Here is a 23,077-nt window from a genome sequence, read left to right on the forward strand (position 1 = left end):
TTCATGCGACATAAGGTATTAACCACATAATCCTCCCACCAGGAACAAATGTTACTTTCAACCAGCTGCCACCTTAGCCGCGCATTTTACCCAGCCTCCTGGTAAACTGCTCCAGCATTTCATCGGTAAAATCGAGGTGTGTCACAAACCGGATGAGGTCTTTGCCAAACTTCACCGCTTTGATCTGTGACTCGGACAGACGGGCCAACATCTCCTCGGGCTTTATGCCTCTTAATCGGGCTATCACTATGTTGGTTTTTACCGGCAACACTTCCAAAAAAAAAGGATGATCCTCCAGCGCCCTGAGTACCCCCTGTGCACGCCGATGGTCCTCGGCCAGACGAGCGACATGGTGATCCAGCGCATACAGTCCTGCCGCAGCCAGCATCCCGGCTTGCCGCATGCCTCCACCCATTGCTTTCCGGATCTTTCGTGCTTGCTTGATAGCGTCTTTGGAACCCACCAACACCGATCCTACGGGACAACCGAGCCCTTTGCTAAGACACACCGATACCGTGTCAAATTGCTCCCCCCAAGCATCCGGCGAATCCTTGGTCTCTTCCAAGGCATTAAAAATCCGCGCACCGTCGAGATGCAGCTTCAACCCCCGATCTCGGCATAATTTGCGAATGGGTCGCACCTCCTCCAACGTGTACACGCTGCCTCCACCCTTGTTCATGGTGTTTTCCAGTGAAACCAGTACCGACTCGGGCGCATGGTCATCGTCCGGATTGATTGCCTCGGCCACCGACTGCGGGTCGATCTTTCCAAAGGGCCCCTCCAGCAATTTCACCGAAGCATGGGAATTTGCCATGATGCCTCCACCCTCGTAGAGGTAAATGTGGGAATCCCTATGACAGATAACCTCTGTTTGGGGACGTGTATGCACTCGAATAGCGATCTGATTGGTCATGGTACCAGAAGGGCAAAACAATCCAGCCTCCTTGCCAAACAACAGGGCCAGCCGGTCTTCCAAACGCCTCACGGTGGGATCCTCACCAAACACATCGTCACCCATTGGTGCCTGCATCATCGCCTCCCTCATGCCGAGCGTAGGCTGGGTAAGCGTATCACTTCTTAAATCAATAATCATGGTTTTTTTCTAGAACGCCAAAATGAACTAAAAACCGGACTTCCCGGCCTTTTTACTCAATACATCCACCATATCCGACAACTCCAAGTTTAGGGCATTGGTAGAAATATGAATCTCAGAAAGACTGATGGCCAAGGACACCAACAAGCTTAACATACTGGCCATAAAGGCAATATTCGCGGCCCTGTTTATTTCCTGATATAGAAGAAACATGCAGGCCACACAGAGCAAAAAACTTAATACACCGAAAATCTGCATGTTCTTGATCATATTCACCCTCTTTTTCAGGTTTTTGATCTGTTCAATAATCACTTTCTCATCCGGTGCCTTTAGGTATTGCTTGTGCAAGCCCCTGATCAGGTTAGCCATGGCCAAAAACCGATTGGTATACGCTAGCATCAGCAGGGTAATGGCCGAAAAAAGCAAAGCGGGAGTAGATAACTGGAGTTCCATGATATAAAATTAAGGATATCTTAAAAAAACCGCCCTATATGCCTGCATGATTTGTTGCCCAAGCGCAAGACCCTGAGCGGAAATAGGTCTGAAGGCGTCCCAAGCAACTCCCGTAAAGCCCCCAATACCAGAAGCATCAAACCTCACCGAGCACTACCAATTTTTCCAAAGTAGGCTGTGGGCTACCCCCTTTGGGTTCAATGGTGATTGCAAAAGCGCTTGCGTCCCGGACCGCCTGCATCTGCTGTAGAGACAGCCGATCGGCAGCACTGACCAGACCTATTCCTACTGGACCATTGTCACCGATCGCCCAAAGCTGGTAGTCACTATCCACGTCCAATTCGGAAAGGTTGCTGACAGACACAAATACGGATTGACTCGACCTATCCCAGAATACGTCTACACGCGCATCATCCTGTATGTTTAGTCCTTGCCCCCTCATAAACACCCGCTCATAGTTCCCAGAGAGCAATTTCTCCATCTGCTGATCCAACGACTCCAACCGAACTTGATTGGAGCGAAGGTCTTCAGCCAGCTGGGACTGCTGGGCGACTAATGTGTCGTACTTTTCCTCCACCTCAAAATACCGGAAGGCATAAAACAGGGCCGCCGCAAAGGACAATACGGCGATCAACGAAGCCGCAGCCGCATACTGTTTCCAAGGATTCAGCGCTTTGACCGGTGTCTCGGTCGGCACTTCGGGCGCTGGAGCCGCGGATGCTGACTGCTTGAAAAAATCACCCTCCAGTGTTTGGAATATGCTGTCTTTTACTTTTCTGGAAGGATCTTGCTGGGCGGAGAGTAAATCAAAATCAAACATAGCCTGCTCGAGCTGATCCAGCTCCTCCTGTACTTCAGGGTATTGCCTGGCCATAGCCAGCACTTCTTCTCGCTCTTTCTCCGAAAGTTCTCCTAGCAGGAACAACTCTAATTTTCCGGACGATATGTAGGCCTGTACATCCACTAGATTCTATCCACTTTCTTTTTCAATGCATTAATAGCTGTACGGATCCTGGTTTTTACCGTACCGAGGGGAATGTTGAATTCCTCCGAGATTTCGGCGTGGGTATATCCCTTGAAGTACACACAGTCTACAATAAACTTGCATTCATCATTTAGCGTGTCCATCAGCTCGCGGACACCAATGCCATCTACTGCTTCTGCCGTACCTGTCTGACTTTCCAACGCATATACGAAATCATCGAGGGTATTGGTTTTATGCTTTTCGGAAAATTCCTTCGATCGGGTTTTGTCTATGGCGGTGTTTCGACAAATATTTGCCATCCAGGTATATAGCCTTCCTTTCGTTTCGTCGTATTGAGTTATCTTTTCTGTAATTTTAATAAAGGCATCGTGAAAAACCTCTTCTGCGAGGTCCTTGTCAGAGATTATTCGTGTGATCACCGCAAATAAGGCTCTAGAGTATTTGGCGTACAAATACTCCACGGTCTTCCGATTCCGGGCCTTAAGCCCCGCTATGATCTCCTGTTCTTCCAATCGGTTAGGGTATAAAAAAACACAGGCTATGGAATGTAGCCTGTGTCGTAAATATAGAAAAGATTTGTCACTTTACAAGTGGATCACTTCGTCGTAAGCGGCTGCAGCGGCCTCCATGATTGCTTCTGACATGGTAGGGTGCGGGTGTACCGTCTTAATCAATTCGTGACCGGTGGTTTCCAGTTTTCGGATGGCAACAATCTCAGCGATCATCTCCGTCACGTTAGCTCCGATCATATGTGCACCCAAGAGTTCGCCGTACTTGGCATCAAAGATGAGCTTAACGAATCCATCTTTTGACCCTGCGGCAGATGCCTTTCCGGATGCAGAGAAGGGAAATTTGCCCACTTTGATTTCATAGCCTGCTTCTTTGGCCTTGGCTTCCGTCATCCCCACAGATGAAATCTCCGGAATGCAGTAGGTACAGCCCGGGATATTGCCATAATCCAATGGCTCGGGATGCTGTCCAGCGATTTTCTCCACGCAAATAATGCCTTCTGCAGAGGCAACGTGTGCCAATGCCGGTCCCGGGACCACATCTCCGATCGCGTAGTAACCCGGCATATTGGTGCGGTAGTATTCGTCTACCTTTATCTTTCCCTTATCCACCAGGATTCCCACGTCTTCCAATCCGCAATTTTCGACGTTGGAGGCTACTCCCACCGCAGAAAGCACAATATCGCACGCTATCTGCTCTTCCTTGCCATCCTTGGACTTCACTGTTACCTTGCAGCCTTTTCCCTTTGTGTCCACTTGAGTCACTTCGGTAGAAGTCATGATCTTCAAACCTTTCTTCTTATAGAGTTTCTCCAAGGTCTTGGACACTTCCTCGTCTTCGTTAGGCACAATGCGATCCATAAACTCCACGATGGTCACATCCACGCCGATGGAACTATACACGTAGGCAAACTCCACACCGATAGCACCCGACCCAACAACGACCATACTGGCAGGTTTTTTGTCCAAGCTCATGGCCTTGCGGTATCCAATGACCTTCTCATTGTCTATTTTCAGGTTGGGCAACTCTCGTGCCCGACCACCGGTGGCAATGATGATGTGGTCGGCACTGTAGACGGTTTTATTGCCGTCCTGATCTTCCACTTCTACCTTTTTGCCGGGCTGAACCTTTCCCCAGCCCATGAGTTTTTCGATTTTATTTTTTTTAAACAGAAATTGAATCCCTTTACTCATGCCGTCTGCCACTCCCCTGCTTCGGGAGATCATGTCCGAAAAGTTCATTTCGGCTTTCTCTACCTTGATGCCGTATTCCTCGGCGTGATTAATATATTCAAATACTTGAGCACTCTTAATCAGCGCCTTGGTGGGGATACAGCCCCAGTTGAGACAGATTCCTCCTAGGGATTCAGCTTCCACCACCGCGGTTTTCAGACCGAGCTGAGACGCCCTTATGGCCGCCACGTATCCGCCCGGACCACTGCCCACTACGATCACATCAAATTTAGTTGAAGACATATTGTTTATGTTTGGATTACTTTTTTGCTATGCAAATTTATAATAATAATATTCAGAAAAAAATTTGGTTTTGAATAAGAAAGCGGGAATAAACGATATTTATCCCAAGGCATCGGTTCCAATACGTTAAATTCCAACCAGACCGTAACTATCCGCTTCTTCAAGGTTTTTAAGAATAATTACCTATTTTTGCGAAAAAACCAAGCTAAAATTTTGATATGGGATTACTTCAAGGAAAAACGGCCCTGATTACAGGAGCTTCAAAAGGAATAGGTAGGGCAATTGCCTTACGCTTTGCGGAAGAAGGTGCCGACGTAGCTTTCACTTATTTATCCAGCGTGGAAAAAGGACAGGCGTTGGAATCTGAACTCCAAGCCTTTGGAGTCAAAGCCAAAGGATACCGCTCAGATGCCTCCGATTTCAGCGCCGCTGATCAGCTTATCAATGACGTAGTGGCCGAATTTGGTCGCTTGGACATATTGATCAACAACGCCGGCATCACGCGGGACAACCTGCTGATGCGCATGAGTGAAGAAAACTGGGACGAGGTAATCAACACCAACCTAAAATCCTGCTTTAATACCGTAAAAGCCGCCACCCGCACCATGATGAAAGCCAAGTCGGGGTCCATCATCAACATCACCTCCGTGGTGGGTGTAAAGGGAAATGCCGGTCAGGCCAACTACGCTGCCTCCAAGGCAGGTATCATCGGTTTTACAAAGTCAGTAGCGCTTGAACTGGGATCCCGCAATATCCGCTGCAACGCCGTAGCTCCGGGATTTATCGAGACGGAGATGACCGCCGTACTGGACGAAAAGACCGTGCAAGGCTGGAGAGATGGCATTCCCATGAAGCGGGGGGGCAAACCCGAGGAGGTGGCAGACGCCTGTGTATTCCTAGGGTCCGATATGAGCAGTTATATTTCCGGACAGGTGCTACAGGTAAATGGTGCGATGGCCACCTAGTGATTCATTAAATCAATAACAAGCGATCGGTTGAATTTAAACCAACCGGTCGCTTTTTTTTGTCTATCCTGTAAAATATAAATAGCTATTTATCAGTATTTTATCTCTTACGCATCAAGGAACGGAACACCGGTAGCCTTTTTATTCCCGTTGCCATAACTCTTTACTATCTGTATTTTTTGAAAAGATGTTCTTTGCCGAAATTAAAAACTTGTTAATTAAAATTTATTTTTCGATGAATTCTTTAAAAGGCTTTTGCATTTACCCCATTTTTTAAAGAATTTAGTAACCAGTTTATGAAATCTTTTAAGCCCTACTAACCTGTTTATCCATTCTCTGAAAAAATTGGGGAAAAATTAAATTAGAAATTTAAAAAAACCTTTTTATTAACTAATTGATCACCCTCCTATCAAATTGTAGATGATTAGTTAAACACTACTTTAAGGATCACCAAACCAACAATTGACCGACCTATGCATAAAAAAATGACCGAAAAAAAAGACTCAGTTACCGATTCGTAACAAACCACCTAAGGGGTGAATTGGCGAACAGGATCAAATCAAACGAGGTAGCATTCTGACCATTAAAAAACAATAATAGACACATGAAATCGAGCACGACGCAAGCGACGATAGTTATCGGGGAATTCGTGCGACCTGCCTGCCGATAGGCAGGGATTCCATCTGACCGCTAAAGAACAAATTATAAACATGAAAACAACATCTACCTATTCAAGCATGCCCTTTGGTCAGCTACTGGCACTTTGTATGGTGCTTAGCGTATCGATCCATGCAGGTGCTTCAGAACTCCGAAGATCCAAGATCACGGAAAACTCCTATCGAATGGAGTTTTTGGAAATATCGGGGACAATTACTAATGAAAACGATGAACCCCTTCCCGGGGCGACGGTAACGGTACAGGGCACCTCCATGGGGACCGTCTCTGATTTAGATGGAAAATTTAGTCTTAATGTTCCAGACAATGCCGTCTTGGTGATATCCTACATCGGCTATCAAACACAGGTAATCTCTGTGGGATCCCAGACGCTATTCGCCATAAAAATGGTTCAGGATGAATCTGCGCTTTCCGAGGTATTGATCGTGGGATACGGAACACAGGAGAAAAAAGACGTAACGGGGGCTGTATCTTCGGTGAAAGGTGCCAACATTCAAAACCTACCAGCTTCTGGCTCATCTCAGCTACTTCAGGGGCGTGCGGCGGGTGTTAACGTGGTCCGAAACGGTGGGGCACCTGGAAACCAAGGATCTATCCGAATCCGGGGTACTGGCACATTAAATAACGCTGACCCGCTGATCATCGTAGATGGCGTACCCGGAGGCAACTTAAATGACATCAACCCGAATGACATAGAGTCAATCGAGATCCTCAAAGATGCCTCGGCTTCGGCTATCTATGGTACACGTGCAGCTAACGGTGTAGTAATCGTTTCTACTAAAAGGGGGGATTTTGAAAAACCTCTTCAATTCGCTGTCAATGGCTACACAGGTGTATCCAACGCCATAAAAACCATCGATGTATTGGACGCCCCCACCTTGGCCCAGTTGAAGCGTGAACGATTTACAAACGACGGACTTCCCATAAATCCGATCTGGGAAAATCCCTCCTATCAAACGCAGCTGACCGATTGGCAGCGGGAACTGTTGGGACAGGGTACCATTCACAACATGGACATTTCGCTAACAGGTGGCAATAGGAATTCCTCCTTTATGCTGTCAGGTGGCTATTTCGAGGAAAAAGGCATGATCCAAAACTCTGGTTTTAAGAGGATCAGTTTTCGTCTAAACTCAGACCACAAGATAAGCGATCGCTTTAAGGTTGGGCAAAGTCTACAGCTTATCACCATCAATGAAATGACGCCAAATACGCTTTCGGCCCAGACGGGGGTATTGTGGAGTGCGATTCGATTTCACCCCGGGCTTCCGGTGCGGAATGCCGACGGATCGTTCAGTTCCTCGCAGATTTCAGGAGAATTTGGGGACATCAATAACCCCATATTTACCCAAGAGACAATGGATTCGAGAAACACCACCCATAAGATCCTTGGCAATTTTAATGCGGAATATGAAATTTTAGAGGGATTGAAGGTACGGGCAAACATCGGGATCGATGGGGCAATCTCAGATGGATACAATTTTAACATCATTGTGGCAGATCAAATTCGTGCAAACACCAGAAACAGCCTTTCCCGCAGCTATAACGAGTATTATTCCATCCTATCGGAATATTTCGTCAGCTATGACAAGAAAATCACGCCAAATAGCACGGTGGGATTTGTGGGTGGATACACGACGCAAACGTTTAATTCAGACGGATTTAATGCAAGTAAGTTGGACTTCCCCGACGAGTCTTTTGATCAGCGGTTTTTGAACGTAGGACAAACCCTCAATAACATCGGAGGTGTCAAAACGTACGATGCCCTGGCATCTTGGTTCGGAAGAGCTACCTACAACTACGCAGACAAATACCTCGCCACAGTAACCTTTCGTGGTGATGGATCATCCAAATTCGCTCCGGACAGACGTTGGGGCTACTTTCCGGCGTTTTCACTAGGCTGGAGAGTTTCTGAGGAGGATTTCTTCAAAAATGTAAATTTTATTAGCAACCTAAAACTAACCGGGGGCTGGGGCATGCTAGGGAACCAAAACGTGCCCGGACTACAGTATCTGGCGCTGATCAGTTCGGGCAATAGGTATTCATTCGGTGGTAACCAAACCGTAGGAGCGGCGCAATCCCGAATTCCTAACCGATTTATTACCTGGGAATCCGCTGTAATGACAAACATCGGTATGGACATCGGTTTTCTGGAAAACAGGTTATTGGCTAATGTCAATTATTTCATCAAAGACACACGAGACATGTTGATCGCACCGCCGACCATTGGAACCATCGGAACTGCGCAGATTCCAAACCAAAACCTTGGAGAACTACGTAATCAAGGGCTGGAATTGGAACTAACCTACCGGCAGTCGGGGAGGGAATTTTTCTATTCCTTTAGCGGAAACGCGTCCTTTATTCAAAATGAAGTGACCCAGCTAGTAGACGGAAACTTTGTCGGATCACAATTGTACGGCCGATCTAGCCAAGAAATATCGAGGACGTACGAAGGATTTCCTATTGCCAGTTTTTATGGATGGAGGGCGGACGGACTCTATCAAACCAACGAGGAAATCCAGAATGACCCCAATATCACAAACGATCCACGAAGGACAAATGGGTTGATAAGACCTGGAGATGTCCGATTCAGAGACCTGAACGGTGATGGCATCGTAGATGAACGGGATCGGGAAATTCTGGGCAATCCTCATCCAAAGGTAGTATACGGAATGAATGCGGAGTTTACCTATAAGAATTTTGACCTTTCGCTGTTTTTCTTGGGAAATGCGGGGTTTGAAATTTTCAATGCTGACCGCATGCAAGGCTTAGACCCCACCTATCCTTTTAACATGTATGCGGAAACCGAAAACCGTTGGACGGGTCCCAACACCAGTAATACCATTCCTAGAATGACGACCCGAAGGGACAACCTAAACCATCGGACATCAGACCTGTTTTTGGAAAGAGGAGACTTCCTTCGACTAAAAAACCTGGTAGTCGGCTACACCTTACCGATGACACTTACCAGCAAAGCGGGAATCAGTAGGGCGAGGTTTTACCTAGCAGGACAAAACCTCTTACTGCTAACCAACTATTCGGGTATGGATCCGGAACTGGGGTACATCAACAACAACCTCCAGCTCAATGTGGACTATGCGCAATATCCGCAAGCGAGAACCTGGACCCTTGGTGCTACCATTACTTTCTAATCGCTGAACGAATTATAACATGAATACTCTATCAAAATATATTCTGAGCGCGGCAATGGCTATAGTAGTAGTTGCATGCAACGATAGCATTTTGGACACCACTCCTTATGGACAGTCTACTTCCTCCCAATTTTGGAGGAATGCAGACGATGCCGTGGCCGCCGCCAATGCCATGTACGAACCGCTTATATTGCACGACTTTTATGGCCATGCGGAGCATACCTTTGACATTCCATCGGACGATCAGTGGAGGGCTGGGGACCATGCCGAAGATCAGGCCATCGAGTCCTTTACATTCGATGCAGGTAACCCACAGTTAAATTACGGATGGCGCCCCAAATACGAGGTAATCTCCCGTGCCAACGCCGTATTGATGAACGTACCGGGCATAAACATGGATCAAACGCTTAAAAACCGGGTACTGGGGGAGGCCCATTTTCTGAGAGGGTTTGTTTTTTGGAGACTTTCGGTCATCTATGGCGGTGTACCGCTTATACTGGAGGATGATGTGGCGAACAATAACTACAACAAACCGAGGGCTACTCTCGAAGAAACTAGGGCACAGATTGAATCAGACTTGTTGAAGGCCGCTGAGTTGCTCCCGGTTTCACACCCTGCAGAGGAATTTGGAAGGGCTCACCGAGGGTCAGCCAATGGCCTTCTAGCGAAGCTTTACATGTATATGGAAGACTTTCCAAAGACCATCGAATATGGCCAAAAAGTTCTTGATGGCCCCTATGGATTGGCTCCAAGTTTTGACCACAATTTCTCGATCAATCTTCAGCGAAACGCAGAAATGCTTTTCGCGGTGCAAGCCCTTGATGGATGGAGAGGGAATAACCACGTGATCTATACGACACCGAGACCTTGGGGCGGTTGGGATTTTCACGAACCCATAGACGACTTAGTGGAAACCTTCGACGCCGAAGACCCTCGACTTGACTATACTGTTTATAAGCCCGGTGATGTAGTCGATCTAGGCGGCAGTAGGGGGCCTACCGAATATACGGAAAACCTGTCCGCTTCTGGATTTCACTTCCGAAAGTACTCTTCCTGGCGTGCCACGGGAGGACTCAACGAAGGGCATCATAACCCTATTCTGCGAACAGCCGACGTATACCTTTTGGTTGCGGAGGCAAAAATCCGCTCGGGACAGAATGGGGATGCAGAGATAAATGCAGTCCGTGCTCGCGCTGGTAGAACACCACTTACCAATGCTACCATGGAAGACCTCATCAAAGAAAGGCGGATGGAACTTGCCGGAGAAAATCAACGGCACCAAGACCTGATGCGTTGGGATAGAGCCGGTATTGTTGATATCGTCGCACTGTATGCAAGGGACCTAGGACCACTAAAGCCAGGACGCACCTTTCAGCGCCCTAAGCACTACCTATTTGCCATTCCACAGCGGGAGATTGATCTTAGCAATGGTGTGCTAACCCAAAACCCAGGATATTGATCACCTATGGGAAAGAGGTTTATTTGCTTGTTGCTGCTCTGGATGACTTTTGCTTGTGACCATACCAATACCGAGCATCTTATCGGAAAATGGCGATTGGATTCCGTGCAGTATCATTATAATAACTTTTCCCACAGTAGTAGTGGCTGGTATCAGGAGGAAACCTATGAGTATTTACCCACTGACGAGCTGATCGTCAGTGCGGTAAATGCTTATATGAAGATTCCGTATAAAATAACCAAAGGTGAAATCCATCACCTGAATCAGCTAGGACAAACCGAAGAAATCTACTCCATTCTGAAGCTGTCCAAAGAAATGCTGGTGCTGAAAGTCGAAAACACACCCCTCTTTGAGGGAAAACAGCAATCTAGATACGAGATCCGGTATTTTTCCCGGTTCCCTGGATAACGAATAATCAACGCGTTGTTTTTAAGAGTTTACCAAATCCATCGAACATCTCCATTTTTACTACTTGGTTGGACTGCCTTACGTGATTGGATGATTGGCCCAAATACCCTGAACCCCCATAAAATTCCCTCGTTGAAACGAGTCCATCGGCATGCCATAGCTTGGCGTAAGCCGCATCTGCACCTGGTCGGATAGGGGGGGCACTGGGTAGGGTATCCGCCCGAATGGCCAATTTGCCATCGGTGTTGCTAAACAAGTACATATACCGCCCGCTGTGGGCATGATACAATGCGTGCACTGCTTTCGTATCTCCCTCCAAAAATAAATTTGATGTAGCCGGTTTAAAACCTCCCCGTCCATCACCCGTCAATACCTGTCCGTAAGATGCATCGTATCGGCCCGTTAGCACCTCCACGCCGTGGAAGTTTCCTGTCAGCAACAGATCCAAGTTCCCGTCCCCGTTAAAATCCTCTGCCAGACTACCGAAAACCGGGGAAATCTGTGCCTCGTTGGGTAATGCACGGAATAAAAAGGCGCTACCCGCCTGATTGGATAAGATACCGGTATGAAACGTATCTACTGAGAGGGTGGTGAGCTTGGTGGTGTCCAAGTTAGCGAACAAGTCCTCTACCGAAGTAACGGCATAGGAGGCATAGCTTGAAAATCTCCGCTTGAGTGAAGGAATCTGTGCAAACAAGTCGTCACGGGGATGAATCGGGTACCTAACCCCATCCACTTTATAGGAAATGATTGCTTCCTTCGTTCCATTGGTATCCACATCTGCGATATGAATCTGAAGCGGTCCTTCAAGGGAAGTCTTATAACGGCTGTTTAGCCCAAGATTCCCAACTACATAATCCACATACCCATCCCTGTCTAAGTCTGCTCCGACAATGCTATTCCACCAACCACGGGTCCTCGAAAGACCCAATTCATCGGTCACGTTTATAAGAGAGCCTCCTTCATTTTTATAAACCGTAACCGGCATCCATTCTCCAACCACTATCAAATCTGCCCACCCATCACGATCAAAATCAGACCAAATAGCCGATGTTACCATGCCGATGCTTGTCAGGCCCGGGGCAATTTGTGCTGTCACGTCAACAAACTTGCCGTTTTGGTTTTCCAAAATCATACTCGCACCTGGCTCAGGATAGCGCTGTGGAGACAGCCTACCCCCTACAAACAAATCCAGGTCTCCGTCTCGGTCAAAATCAGCCGAAACCACACAGGATCCACTCACCGGACGGTCTGGCAGTACCGACGTATCTAACAAAAAATCTCCATCCTGATTGATATATAATCGGTCTTGGTAATATCGGGAACCGGCCTCGAATTCATTACCCCCCGAAACCACATACAAGTCTAAGTCCCCATCTCCATCCGCATCGAAAAACAAAGACCCCATGTCCTCCTCGAATGCGTTGCCTGAATCCAATACCATCCGCCGGAAAGTCCCATCTGATAGCTGAGTATATATTTCACCAGATTGCTTAAACGCTCCTCCCACAAAAAAATCGTCCAAATCGTCACCATTGATATCAGCAACAGCGATCCCTGGGCCCAGCTGGGAAAGCTTGTGAGGCAGGAGAGGTTGAATATTGAAGTCGGAAAAATAGGTCTCCTGATGCCGATAGTCTATGCCCAAAACACTATCCTGAACGGCTCTGAACAGGATGTTCTCTTGGCTTGCACCGCCCGCCACGTAGCTATCATCCTTTGGATTATAGGCAATTTCCAACAAACAATTTCCATTGACTTGTGTCAATACTTGACTGCGTTGGTCTGGCCACACCACCAATAACGTGTCGACCTTGGTGTTCGCTCCCAAGCCAAAGTGGATTTTTCCAGAAACAGAGGACTGATACCCTCTACTCAGGTAATGTTCGTATACCTGCCGCTGATCTCCCGAAACCAGCCAAATTTTTGTGCCGATCCCATCTAGGTTGTTTTTTGGCCCACGCAAACGAATCGTGAGGTAATTGTGCCCACTTCCTAGGATTGAGTTATTTTTAAACAAATGGGCCGGTGAACCGGTGTTTGATATTACCAAGTCCAGTGCACCGTCGTTATTGAGATCGGTGTAAACCGCCCCGCTGGAAAAGGATTCTTCTGTAATACCCCAAGTCGTACTGACATCCTGAAAGGTCAAATCCCGCTGATTGTGAAACACAAAATTGGCAACATGTGCGCCTTCCAATCCCTGGATCGCTTCAAATAGTAGCCTAGCCCTTTCGCTTTCTCCCGAACCCGCTCCAAAGACACTGGACTTATAGTCCACAAAATCACGGTTCGTAATATCCTTAGGGTAACCATTGGTGATCAAGAGATCTCTCCACCCGTCATTATCCAGATCGGCCCACAGGGCACTCCAACTCCAGTCAGTGGCACTAATACCGGCTAACTGACCCACATCGCTGAATCTCGGTAACCCATCATGGGAAATACCGCGGTTCCACTGAAGCGTGTTTCTCATAAACTGCGGTTCGTAGCCGTAGACCGCTTCCGACCTAAATCGCTCATGCAAGGTCATGCCAAACATCATTTTCTGCCGAAAGTTATCCGGTGGAAGCATGTCCAATGTGACGATATCTAGGAGCCCGTCGTTGTCGAAATCGCCCACATCATTTCCCATCGCCGAATAACTCGTGTGCCCAAACACATCCGACGCACGGTTTTGGAAAGTTCCGTCCTGTTGATTGATGTAAAACAAATCATTGGACAGGTAGTCATTCGAAACATAAATATCTGGCCAGCCATCTAGGTTAAAATCACCGATCGAAACCCCCAAACCGTATCCTTCTATGGTGATCCCCGCGGTAGTAGATACATCGGTAAAGGTATTGTCACCGTTGTTTCGGTACAGCTTGTCTGTATTGACCATCTTTCCATCCACCCGTTTTTTCCGGATCACATTGGGGCCAGTCTCGTCGGTGATGTTATTCAGCAAGTACATATCCAACAATCCATCCCTGTCATAGTCAAAAAAAGCGGCTTGGACGCTGTGAGCCGTATCTGCCAACCCGTACTCAAGCGCCCTCTCGGTAAAGGTATGGTCTCCGTTGTTGATGTAGAGTTCGTTTGCTCTCCTATCACCGGCGTAAGGGCCTGCAAAGCAGATATAAACATCTTGAAACCCATCCTGATTGATATCGATGATCGATACCCCATTGGCCCATTTCCCTTCGGTATTGATGCCAGACTGGTTCGTGATATCCTCAAATTGAAAATTCCCCTTATTTAGGTAAACCCTGCTTTGCCCCATATTGGAAGTAAAGACCAAATCATCCAGCCCGTCATTATTGAGGTCTCCCGCACCCACACCTGCCCCGTTGTAAAAATACTCGAAGGTCAATACATTCAGTTCACTGCTTTCGAACAAGGTATTTTGGAAAAAAACACCCGAATGGGCTGATGATATCTTTTCAAAAGTATTCTTTTCGAGACAACCGGCTAGCAGAAAATAGGCAAGAATCAAATAACCACATAGAAATCGCATCGGAATACGGAGATTGTTGGACGTTATCCCCGAAAGATAATCATATAAACGAATTGGCGCAGAAGCTGCCAGGTAAAATTAAGGTTACTATTTCGTGCATCAGACAAACGCGGCCTATCGGAGGTATGCCTTCTGGTGGCTTCAAAAACACTTCTTACCCACTTAGGCGGCCATCCGAGACAAACAAGCGGACTTCTCGATCCATTATGATCCAATTGGGGAATTTTCAACCGTCAGGACTATCCTCCCCAAAAAATCTGATAACAGACAATCAAAAGACTTTAATACTACCGAATATTTAGATATCTTTAGTAACACGTTTTTTCTCACGCTTTTTCCCGTTATGCAGGCATTTGAAGTTCATGAACAAATAGTCAAAGACTATAAAGACTATTTGAAAAGTTTTAATATCATTAAGGATCAAAGGATCAATAAGGTAGTAAATGAAGCCTTCAAAAAGGATGAATACATTCCGGAACCTCTGATTCAGTTCAATCCCTCATTTAAGAAGGCAGCATCTTTGGATAGCCTGGTAAGCGAGGGTGTGCTTCATCAAGAATTGAATCGTGTATTTAAAGGATTCAAACTTCACACTCACCAAGAGCAGGCAATTCGAAAAGGCGCTTCTGATAAATCATTTATTGTAACCTCCGGAACCGGTTCAGGAAAGTCCCTAACTTTTCTCGGCACGATCTTCAATCACCTATTCAGAAATCCCGGAGGGAAAGGCATCAAGGCTATTTTGGTTTACCCCATGAATGCTTTGATTAATTCTCAGGAAGAAGAAATCAAAAAATATGCGGCCAATTATGGTACTGATTTTCCCATCACTTTTAAGAAATACACGGGACAGGAGTCAGCACAAGCGAAAGAAGAAGTCGAGTCTGAGCTCCCGGATATCCTATTGACCAACTACATGATGCTTGAACTCCTACTCACCCGAGGCAAGGAGGAGTCCATCCGAAAGTCAATCGCAAATAACCTTCAGTTCCTTGTCTTTGACGAGTTGCATACTTATCGGGGTAGGCAAGGTGCCGATGTTTCCATTTTGATTAGAAGGCTCAAATCTCTATGTAAGCATGAAGTGATCTCGATTGGCACTTCGGCCACCATGGCTTCAGGTGATCACATCGCAGATGAAAAGCAGGTAGTAGCAGATGTGGCCACAGAAATCTTCGGGGAGAAATTTGAGAAGGATCAAATCATCGGAGAAACGCTGGAAACAGTAACCGATCCCTCATGTAAACTTCCAATGCCATTGGATTTGCAGGAGGTGATGACAAGGGATGTGAATAAAAATGGGTCTGAGGATGAGTTTAGAAAGCATCCATTTGCCATTTGGTTGGAGCGTGAAATTGCTTTGTCTTTTAATTCGGATGGGACTATAAAAAGAGCCAAGCCGAAATCACTCAATGAGATTGTGATAAAGCTAAGTCAAGCCTCCAGAATTGAGGATGAAGAAAGATGCCTGGAATATTTGAAAAAGTTTTTTGAATGGTCAGAGGCCCTGAACATCAAGAATTCATCCAATCGACAATCCTTCCTGCCTTTCAAAATCCATCAGTTTATATCTCAAACGGGTAATGTGTATGTGACTCTTGATTCCCGAAAAAACAGGGAGATCACGTTAGAGGATGGACGATATATCAAAGAAGGAGATGAGGATAGGTATATTTTCCCGGTATTGTTCAGCAGATACTCAGGGGTGGACTTTATCTGTGTAAAAAAGAATTTTTCGGAAGGGAAATTTGAACCCAGAGAACCAGACTCTTTGCCTGAGAAAATTACCAAGACCAGTTTGAAGGGCGACAAGGAAGAAGGGCGAAGCAAACGTGTCTTGAAAGAAAGTGACTTCGAACAAGGGTATCTTATTCTTCCAGAAAAGGACGAAGAACTTTGGAACTCCGATATGATCGAATCTTTGCCGGATACTTGGTGGAAAGAGAAAAAATCGGGGGAAAAAGTCTTGGATAATTTTTACGAGTTCCGGGCGCCTCAAAAAGTATACTTCAACTCGGATGGCCGTTTTTCGAATGATCCAGAGGCAGGACTGAATATGACTGGATGGTTTGTTTCTGCACCCATGCTCTATGATCCTACCTGTGGGGTGGTTTACGACCCCAGAACCAGGGAGAATACCAAATTGATGAAGGTGGGAAATGTGGGTAAGAGCACAGCCACCACGATTACCACATTCAGTATCCTCAAAGCTCAGTATGATCAAAAGGTGAAGGTCACCGATCAAAAAGTGATGAGCTTTACGGATAACCGACAGGATGCATCTCTTCAAACTGGGCACTTTAATGACTTCCTGATGATCGGTCGGTTAAGGTCTTCCATTTACCGTGCTCTGAAAACTTCAGAAAACCACATGCTCCACATGGATACCATTTCAACAGAAGTTTTTAAAGAGTTGAAATTGGCTGAGGCAGATTATGCAAGGAACCCATCTTCCAATCCCAAATGGCCTGATGAAGAAAATGAAAAGGCTTTGATTGATTTTCTTAAGGTCAGGATACTCTATGATTTAAGAAGGGGTTGGCGATACAATACACCCAATCTGGAGCAATGTGGACTTTTGGATATTACCTACTCAAGACTAAAGGACTATTGCGAAGAAGAGTCATTTTTTGAGAGAGATGAATTATTGTCCATTCTTTCACCTGCCGAACGGGAAAACTTTGTGCTGCAAGTGTTGAACTACTTCCGTACAGCCTATGCATTCAATTACTACCTACTTGATGAAGATAAACGGCCGGTATTAGAAGAGCGACTTAAGCAGAAATTAAACTCCAACAGTGAATGGTCTTTAGAGCAAGATGAGCGATTGGAAAGACCTCCAGTATTGATTTACGAAAGAATTGGAAAGATTAGGAAAGGTGCTTACACGGAAAGTATCGGGCCTACCAGTAATTTGGGTAAATACATCAAGCGCGTATTTGCCAAAAAAAGCCTTCCTCCTATCAAAGGGTCTAATTTAGGGGAGTACATCAAGAAACTTTGCAAGACTCTTCAGGACGGTCATTTTCTTTCCTCAGTAGAGATACAGGGAGAAAAAGGCAAGACCTTTGGCTATCAGCTGAAAGTGGACAAAATCATTTGGAAGCTGGGAGACGGAGAGAATGTCCTAACCGATGAGGTCAGAATCAATATGACTGGGGATGAATTGAAAATTAAACCCAATCAATACTTCAAGTCATTTTATCAGCAGGACTTCAAAGCCTTTAATAAATTCTTTAGAGCATCAGAGCATACCGGTCAGATCTCTTCATCCGAGCGAATCGAGCGAGAGGATAAATTCCGATCAGGGGATATTTCTGCCTTATATTGTTCTCCGACCATGGAATTAGGTATCGATATCGCCAATCTGAATATTGTCCATATGCGTAACGTGCCGCCTAACCCTGCTAACTACGCGCAGCGAAGTGGACGTGCAGGCAGAAGTGGTCAGACAGCTTTGGTTTTCACTTACTGTTCCAATACCTCACCTCATGATCGACACTTTTTCAAGAATTCGATAGACATGGTGGCTGGTTCGGTTAAGGCGCCACGGATTGATTTGCTCAACGAGGAACTGATCATCAGTCATTTCAATGCTTACATCTTCATGCATCTTGGATTGACTTCGATCAATAGTTCGGTTCGGGATTTCTTGGATTTGGATCAAAAGCAAAACCTACCTATCCGGACAAAAATCCATGATCATTTCAAAGACCAAAAACTCAATTTTCAGTCTGAATGGATCAATGGTTTTAAAAGAGTAATCAAAGACAAATTCCCTGAACTTGCTAAATCCAAGTGGTTTGGTGATGAATGGCTTCAAGTAAGAGCCAATCAATTTTATACTGATTTGGATAAAAGCTTTGACCGCTGGAGAACCCTATTCAAGAACGCTACCAAGATGGTCGAAAAGGCCACCGCGGTAATGAATGACCCGACTTTTGCAAGAGATAGCAAGGAATCTCGGGAGGCCGGCAGGCTATTGAATATCGGAAGAAGACAGCGGGACTTATTGCTGAACGAACAGCAAGGTGGCTTCAGGAACGATTCTGAATTTTATGTGTATCGGTATCTGGCAGCAGAAGGCTTCTTACCTGGATACAACTTCACCCGATTGCCGGTTCGCGCATTTATCGGAAAGAGAAGCCAGGATGAGGGTACCTTCATTTCCAGACCAAGATTCATTGCGCTCAAAGAGTTTGGGCCGGGCAATCTGATTTATCACAATGGAGGTAAGTTTAGAGTGACCCGAATGCAATTGTCGGACTCTGACGCCAGATTGGAGAAAATCAAAATCTCAACGAAAACCGGGTATGCTTGGCTTGGAGAGGAAGGTACGACTGTAAATAATGATCCTATCACTCATGAAGCTTTAAAAGGCCAGGCCAATGCTCAAACCCATTCAAATATTCTTGAATTGGTCGAAACAGACACTTGGCCCCAGGAAAGAATATCTTCTGAGGAAGAAGAACGCCTCTCCTCCGGTTACGAAATCGAGCAGTATTTCCATTATCCCAAAGGAACGGAATTTACCCAAAAGACCATTCTAAAAGCTTCGGGTGCAGATCTGATGAATCTTATTTTCTGCCCTGCCACCAAGCTTATTCAGCTCAACAAAAAATGGAGGTCTTCCAAAGAAGAGGAAGAAGAGGAGTCAGGATTCCTAATCGGAAGGGTTAGTGGAAAGTGGCTTAAAAAGTCAGACTTGGAACTTAAGGAGGAGAGGGAAAAAGACCCCGCCACTTACATCCATTTATACACTACCGATACAGCTGATTCCCTGTATTTGCAACCCATTGATGCATTGGGCTTGGGTGAGGATGGAGTGATTTCTTTGACCTTTGCGTTGAAGCGGGCCATTGAGCAAGTATTTCAAATCGAAGAATCTGAGGTCGGAGTCTGGTTTATGGGTAACAAGGAATCTCCCAATATCCTCATCTATGAGGCTGCTGAAGGTAGCCTTGGTATCCTATCTCAAATCACGCAAGATCCGGAAAGGCTAAAGGAGGTATTCCGTCAAGCGTATCAATTGATGCACTTTGATCCTGAAACCAAAGAGGATCTTGCTCCCGAAAAACCAAAGGCCAGCTACGATGACCTGCTTTCTTATTACAATCAACGCTACCATGAAAAGTTGGATCGTTTTAGTATTCAAAAAGCATTGGAGCTACTGATGATTTGTGAGGTAGACAATACCGGTTCGGGAAATAGCGGACATGCAGATAGGGAAGCCCATTATCAGGAACTGATCGCCAGGTATGACAAAAGCTCAGAACTGGAAAAAAAACTGATTGACTACCTCTATCAAAATGACTACCTACTCCCCGATAAGGCACAAGTCAACCTAAATAAATCACTTGGCTTCTACATCAGTGCAGATTTTGTGTTTTTGAATGCGGACAAAACCATCAAATCAGTCGTATTCTGTGACGGGTCTGTCCACGATCGCGATCAGGTCAGGGAAGATGATAACCATAAACGGACAATTCTATGGGGCTCTGGAATCGATGTGATCGAATGGCATTACACTGAATCCATTCCAGATTTATTGAACCGCAGAAAAGATATTTTCAGGAAAATATGATGATCAAAGAAAAACCATCTCCCGGAAAGCTTATCTCTCTCAGAGGGAGAGAGTGGGTCGTTCTTCCAACGGATGATGCCGAAATATTGAAAGTGAAACCCTTGGGAGGCTCAGACGATGAGGCTACAGGGATCTATTTGCCTTTGATGGTTCCTGAAGATCAGTGGAAGGAAGCCACTTTCCCCAGACCTGAAGTGGGAGATTTGGGTGACTTTGAAACAGCCAAACTACTCTTTGAAGCTTCCAGACTTTCTTTCCGAAATGCCAGTGGCCCTTTTCGTGCCATGGGCAAGCTTTCTTTCCGTCCCAGATCCTATCAGATAGTGCCTCTCGTGATGGCACTTAAGCAGGACGTAGTTCGCTTGTTGATTGCTGATGATGTGGGGATTGGTAAGACTGTAGAAGCATTGATTATCCTCCGTGAACTTATGGAGCGCGGTGAGATCAAACGCTTTGCGGTCATCTGTCAGCCACACCTATGCGAGCAGTGGCAAAAGGAACTGAAGGACAAACTGGATTTGGATGCCGAAATCATCCGAAGCAGTACAGTCTCTTCTCTGGAGCGTAAGCTGGTCAACTCGGACAGCATCTTCAAAGCTTTCCCTTACCAAGTAATATCCATTGACTACCTGAAAAACGATCGAAGAAAGCCCATTTTCCTCAATGATTCTCCCGAATTCCTGATTGTGGATGAGGCCCACACGGCAACTCGGCCAAAAGATGCGAAGTCGCCTTCTCAGCAGCAACGCTACCATTTGCTTCATGATTTGGCAAAGAATCCGGCGCGACACATCGTTTTGCTGACCGCGACTCCACACAGTGGTAAGGATGAGGAGTTTCAATCCTTATTAGGCTTGTTACGCCCGGATTTCGAGAAACTCTCCATGGAGAATCTGGAGCAAAAGCAAAAAGAGCAAATTGCCAAGCATTTTATCCAGAGAAAGCGGGAACAGATCCGAAAGTGGTTGGGAGAGGATACCCCTTTTCCGGATCGGGATACCCGAGAGATCGGATACCGTCTTTCATTGGATTACAAATTCTTCTTCAACGAAGCTCAGAATTTTGCCCGAGGGCTAACCAAAGGAGCCGAGGAACACAAAGGCCTAAAAGGAAAATATTGGGCAGCATTGGCCCTTCTGCGAGGAATCATGTCTTCACCAGCAGCCGGTTTGGAAATGCTTCAGGGAAGAATCAATCGATCTACAGAAGAGGACGCTCCGGCTTATGAAGAGAACCCGGTAATCGAGCGACTGGAAGAGGATACCGATTCCACTCAGATGGAGCTTTTGGAACAGGCTGGATTAGCCCAATCGGAGATGGATGTTCTCAAGAGTCTTGCAGAAGACCTTCACAAGCTCTCAGGAATCAAGCAGGACCTGAAAGTAGCCGAATCCTTGATTCGGGTGAAGGAACTGATTAAAGGTGGATTCAATCCCATTATTTTCTGCAAATACATCGCTACTGCTAAATACGTGGCTGAGGTTCTCAGACAGGAACTTCCAAAAAGCATAGAAATCCAGGCCATTACCTCTGAGCTCCCTGATGAACAGCGTAAAGAGCGAATCGAGGCCATGGGGCAATCTGAGAAACGAATTCTGGTAGCTACAGACTGCCTCAGTGAAGGGATCAACCTTCAGGATCAATTTAATGCAGTGCTTCATTATGATCTTCCCTGGAATCCCAACCGCCTCGAACAGCGTGAGGGGCGGGTAGACAGGTTTGGTCAAAATAGCCCAGAAGTCAAGACTTGGTTACTGTGGGGTGAAGACAATCCCATCGATGCCATCGTATTGAAGGTGTTGATCCGGAAAGTACGTGATATCCAAAAGTCAACCGGGGTATCCATCAGCCTTGGAGAAGATAATAGATCCATCATGGATGCGGTACTGAATGAGGTTCTCCTTGATCCGCAAAAGGCACTCAAGGTGAGCCAAACCAGCATTGATTTTGGACCGGATTATCATCAGGCGATGATCACGCGAGAACTGGAAGCGGCGAAAGAGAAGGCCAAAAATCTCCGAAGCATCTTTGCACACATGTCAGTACCACAAGAAGAGATCGAAAACGACCTCAAATCCGTGGATGAAGCAATCGGTGATATCAAATCCGTCGAAACCTTGGTGCTGAATGGAATCACGCATCTTGGCGGAACAGTGCAATCAGATGGAATCGGCTATAAGATTTTCCTTCAAAATCTTCCGGTTCACCTGAGGGAGACCCTCGGAACCAAAACAGATTATCGGGTAAGTTTCCATTCACCTACACCGCAAGGATATCGCTACATAGGACGGAACCACAAGTTTACCGAGCAGCTTTGCCAGTTTCTGTTGGCTTTGGCTTTTGAACAAAAGGGGGATTTTGGAAAGGTGGCAAGGGCTGCTGTGATCCAGACTGACCGTGTTCAGGTACAGACCACCGTGATTCAATTTCGTGTCAGGAACGTGATCAAGGAAGTACAGAGCAAAGTGGAAAACATCTCTGAGGAAATGTACCTGTGGGGATTTGAAGGAAGCTCTTCCCAAGGAAATACTTTGGAATATGAACGTTGCAAGAGTCTTCTCTTTGAAGCGGAAAGTATCCAAAACCTCTCCTCGGAAAGACAGCAGGATGTGTTCCAAAATCAGGTCAAGCTTTTCGATGAAAAATTGGATCAGTTTAAGGAAGTAGCCGAAGACCGTGCAAAGAAACTTGTGGAAGCCCATGGCCGCTTTAAAACGTTGGTGGGAGGTAAACGATACGAAGCGGTTCATCCAATTTTGCCACCGGATATCTTGGGAGTCTATGTATTCCTGCCCCAACCCAAAAAGATCACTTTAGATTGA

Annotated in this window: 12 protein-coding genes; 6 read left to right on the forward strand and 6 right to left on the reverse strand. The window is 46.1% G+C overall.

The window, feature by feature from the left end; genetic code table 11:
- Positions 1–73: 73 nt before the first annotated feature.
- From IAQ59_RS19060 to lpdA, 5 genes are all read right to left on the reverse strand, one after another.
- On the reverse strand, positions 74–1,093 hold the full coding sequence (locus IAQ59_RS19060) for a threonine aldolase family protein (RefSeq protein WP_209332446.1): 1,020 nt from the start codon (positions 1,091–1,093) through the stop codon (positions 74–76).
- 27 nt (positions 1,094–1,120) lie between these two features.
- Entirely contained in the window at positions 1,121–1,546 is a 426-nt protein-coding gene (locus IAQ59_RS19065) for a DUF2721 domain-containing protein (RefSeq protein WP_209332447.1), read from the reverse strand.
- 136 nt (positions 1,547–1,682) lie between these two features.
- On the reverse strand, positions 1,683–2,510 hold the full coding sequence (locus IAQ59_RS19070) for an anti-sigma factor (protein WP_209332448.1): 828 nt from the start codon (positions 2,508–2,510) through the stop codon (positions 1,683–1,685).
- Complete coding sequence (locus tag IAQ59_RS19075; RefSeq protein ID WP_209332449.1) at positions 2,510–3,043, reverse strand: RNA polymerase sigma factor; 534 nt, start codon at positions 3,041–3,043, stop codon at positions 2,510–2,512. The genes IAQ59_RS19070 and IAQ59_RS19075 overlap by 1 nt, the downstream gene beginning before the upstream one ends.
- A gap of 72 nt (positions 3,044–3,115) precedes the next feature.
- A complete protein-coding gene (gene lpdA / locus IAQ59_RS19080; RefSeq protein WP_209332450.1) occupies positions 3,116–4,516 on the reverse strand; it encodes a dihydrolipoyl dehydrogenase in 1,401 nt (466 codons plus the stop codon).
- 218 nt (positions 4,517–4,734) lie between these two features.
- On the opposite strand from lpdA, the gene fabG reads away from it, so the two are divergent.
- The 4 genes from fabG to IAQ59_RS19100 all read left to right on the forward strand — a co-directional run bounded on the left by fabG (position 4,735) and on the right by IAQ59_RS19100 (position 11,172).
- On the forward strand, positions 4,735–5,481 hold the full coding sequence (fabG, locus tag IAQ59_RS19085; protein ID WP_209332451.1) for a 3-oxoacyl-[acyl-carrier-protein] reductase: 747 nt from the start codon (positions 4,735–4,737) through the stop codon (positions 5,479–5,481).
- Between the two features lie 710 nt (positions 5,482–6,191).
- Positions 6,192–9,305 carry a SusC/RagA family TonB-linked outer membrane protein gene (locus IAQ59_RS19090; RefSeq protein WP_245189710.1) on the forward strand — a complete coding sequence of 1,038 codons (3,114 nt, stop codon included), beginning with the start codon at positions 6,192–6,194 and terminating at the stop codon, positions 9,303–9,305.
- A gap of 19 nt (positions 9,306–9,324) precedes the next feature.
- Positions 9,325–10,764: a RagB/SusD family nutrient uptake outer membrane protein gene (locus IAQ59_RS19095; RefSeq protein ID WP_209332452.1), complete on the forward strand. Its 1,440-nt coding sequence runs from the start codon at positions 9,325–9,327 to the stop codon at positions 10,762–10,764.
- Between the two features lie 6 nt (positions 10,765–10,770).
- Complete coding sequence (locus IAQ59_RS19100; protein WP_209332453.1) at positions 10,771–11,172, forward strand: hypothetical protein; 402 nt, start codon at positions 10,771–10,773, stop codon at positions 11,170–11,172.
- A gap of 7 nt (positions 11,173–11,179) precedes the next feature.
- On the opposite strand, the gene IAQ59_RS19105 is transcribed toward IAQ59_RS19100, so the two are convergent.
- Positions 11,180–14,671 (reverse strand): VCBS repeat-containing protein, encoded by a 3,492-nt coding sequence (locus IAQ59_RS19105; protein WP_245189711.1) that lies wholly within the window; start codon positions 14,669–14,671, stop codon positions 11,180–11,182.
- 343 nt (positions 14,672–15,014) lie between these two features.
- Here IAQ59_RS19105 and IAQ59_RS19110 point away from each other — a divergent pair, with 343 nt between their 5' ends.
- Together IAQ59_RS19110 and IAQ59_RS19115 are read left to right on the forward strand one after the other, a co-directional pair.
- Positions 15,015–20,255: a DEAD/DEAH box helicase gene (locus IAQ59_RS19110; RefSeq protein ID WP_209332454.1), complete on the forward strand. Its 5,241-nt coding sequence runs from the start codon at positions 15,015–15,017 to the stop codon at positions 20,253–20,255.
- A complete protein-coding gene (locus tag IAQ59_RS19115) occupies positions 20,252–23,077 on the forward strand; it encodes a helicase-related protein (RefSeq protein WP_245189712.1) in 2,826 nt (941 codons plus the stop codon). Before IAQ59_RS19110 ends, IAQ59_RS19115 begins: the two co-directional genes overlap by 4 nt.

The organism is Lunatimonas salinarum (assembly GCF_017811155.1).
In the GTDB taxonomy this organism is placed as follows: Bacteria; Bacteroidota; Bacteroidia; order Cytophagales; family Cyclobacteriaceae; genus Lunatimonas; species Lunatimonas salinarum.

Excerpts from the sequence above, each read along its gene's own strand:
- IAQ59_RS19060 (WP_209332446.1), bottom strand. The coding sequence starts at position 1,093 with ATGATTATTGATTTAAGAAGTGATACGCTTACCCAGCCTACGCTCGGC.
- IAQ59_RS19065 (WP_209332447.1), bottom strand. The coding sequence starts at position 1,546 with ATGGAACTCCAGTTATCTACTCCCGCTTTGCTTTTTTCGGCCATTACC.
- lpdA (WP_209332450.1), bottom strand. The coding sequence starts at position 4,516 with ATGTCTTCAACTAAATTTGATGTGATCGTAGTGGGCAGTGGTCCGGGC.
- fabG (WP_209332451.1), top strand. The coding sequence starts at position 4,735 with ATGGGATTACTTCAAGGAAAAACGGCCCTGATTACAGGAGCTTCAAAA.
- IAQ59_RS19090 (WP_245189710.1), top strand. The coding sequence starts at position 6,192 with ATGAAAACAACATCTACCTATTCAAGCATGCCCTTTGGTCAGCTACTG.
- IAQ59_RS19095 (WP_209332452.1), top strand. The coding sequence starts at position 9,325 with ATGAATACTCTATCAAAATATATTCTGAGCGCGGCAATGGCTATAGTA.
- IAQ59_RS19100 (WP_209332453.1), top strand. The coding sequence starts at position 10,771 with ATGGGAAAGAGGTTTATTTGCTTGTTGCTGCTCTGGATGACTTTTGCT.
- IAQ59_RS19105 (WP_245189711.1), bottom strand. The coding sequence starts at position 14,671 with ATGCGATTTCTATGTGGTTATTTGATTCTTGCCTATTTTCTGCTAGCC.
- IAQ59_RS19110 (WP_209332454.1), top strand. The coding sequence starts at position 15,015 with ATGCAGGCATTTGAAGTTCATGAACAAATAGTCAAAGACTATAAAGAC.
- IAQ59_RS19115 (WP_245189712.1), top strand. The coding sequence starts at position 20,252 with ATGATGATCAAAGAAAAACCATCTCCCGGAAAGCTTATCTCTCTCAGA.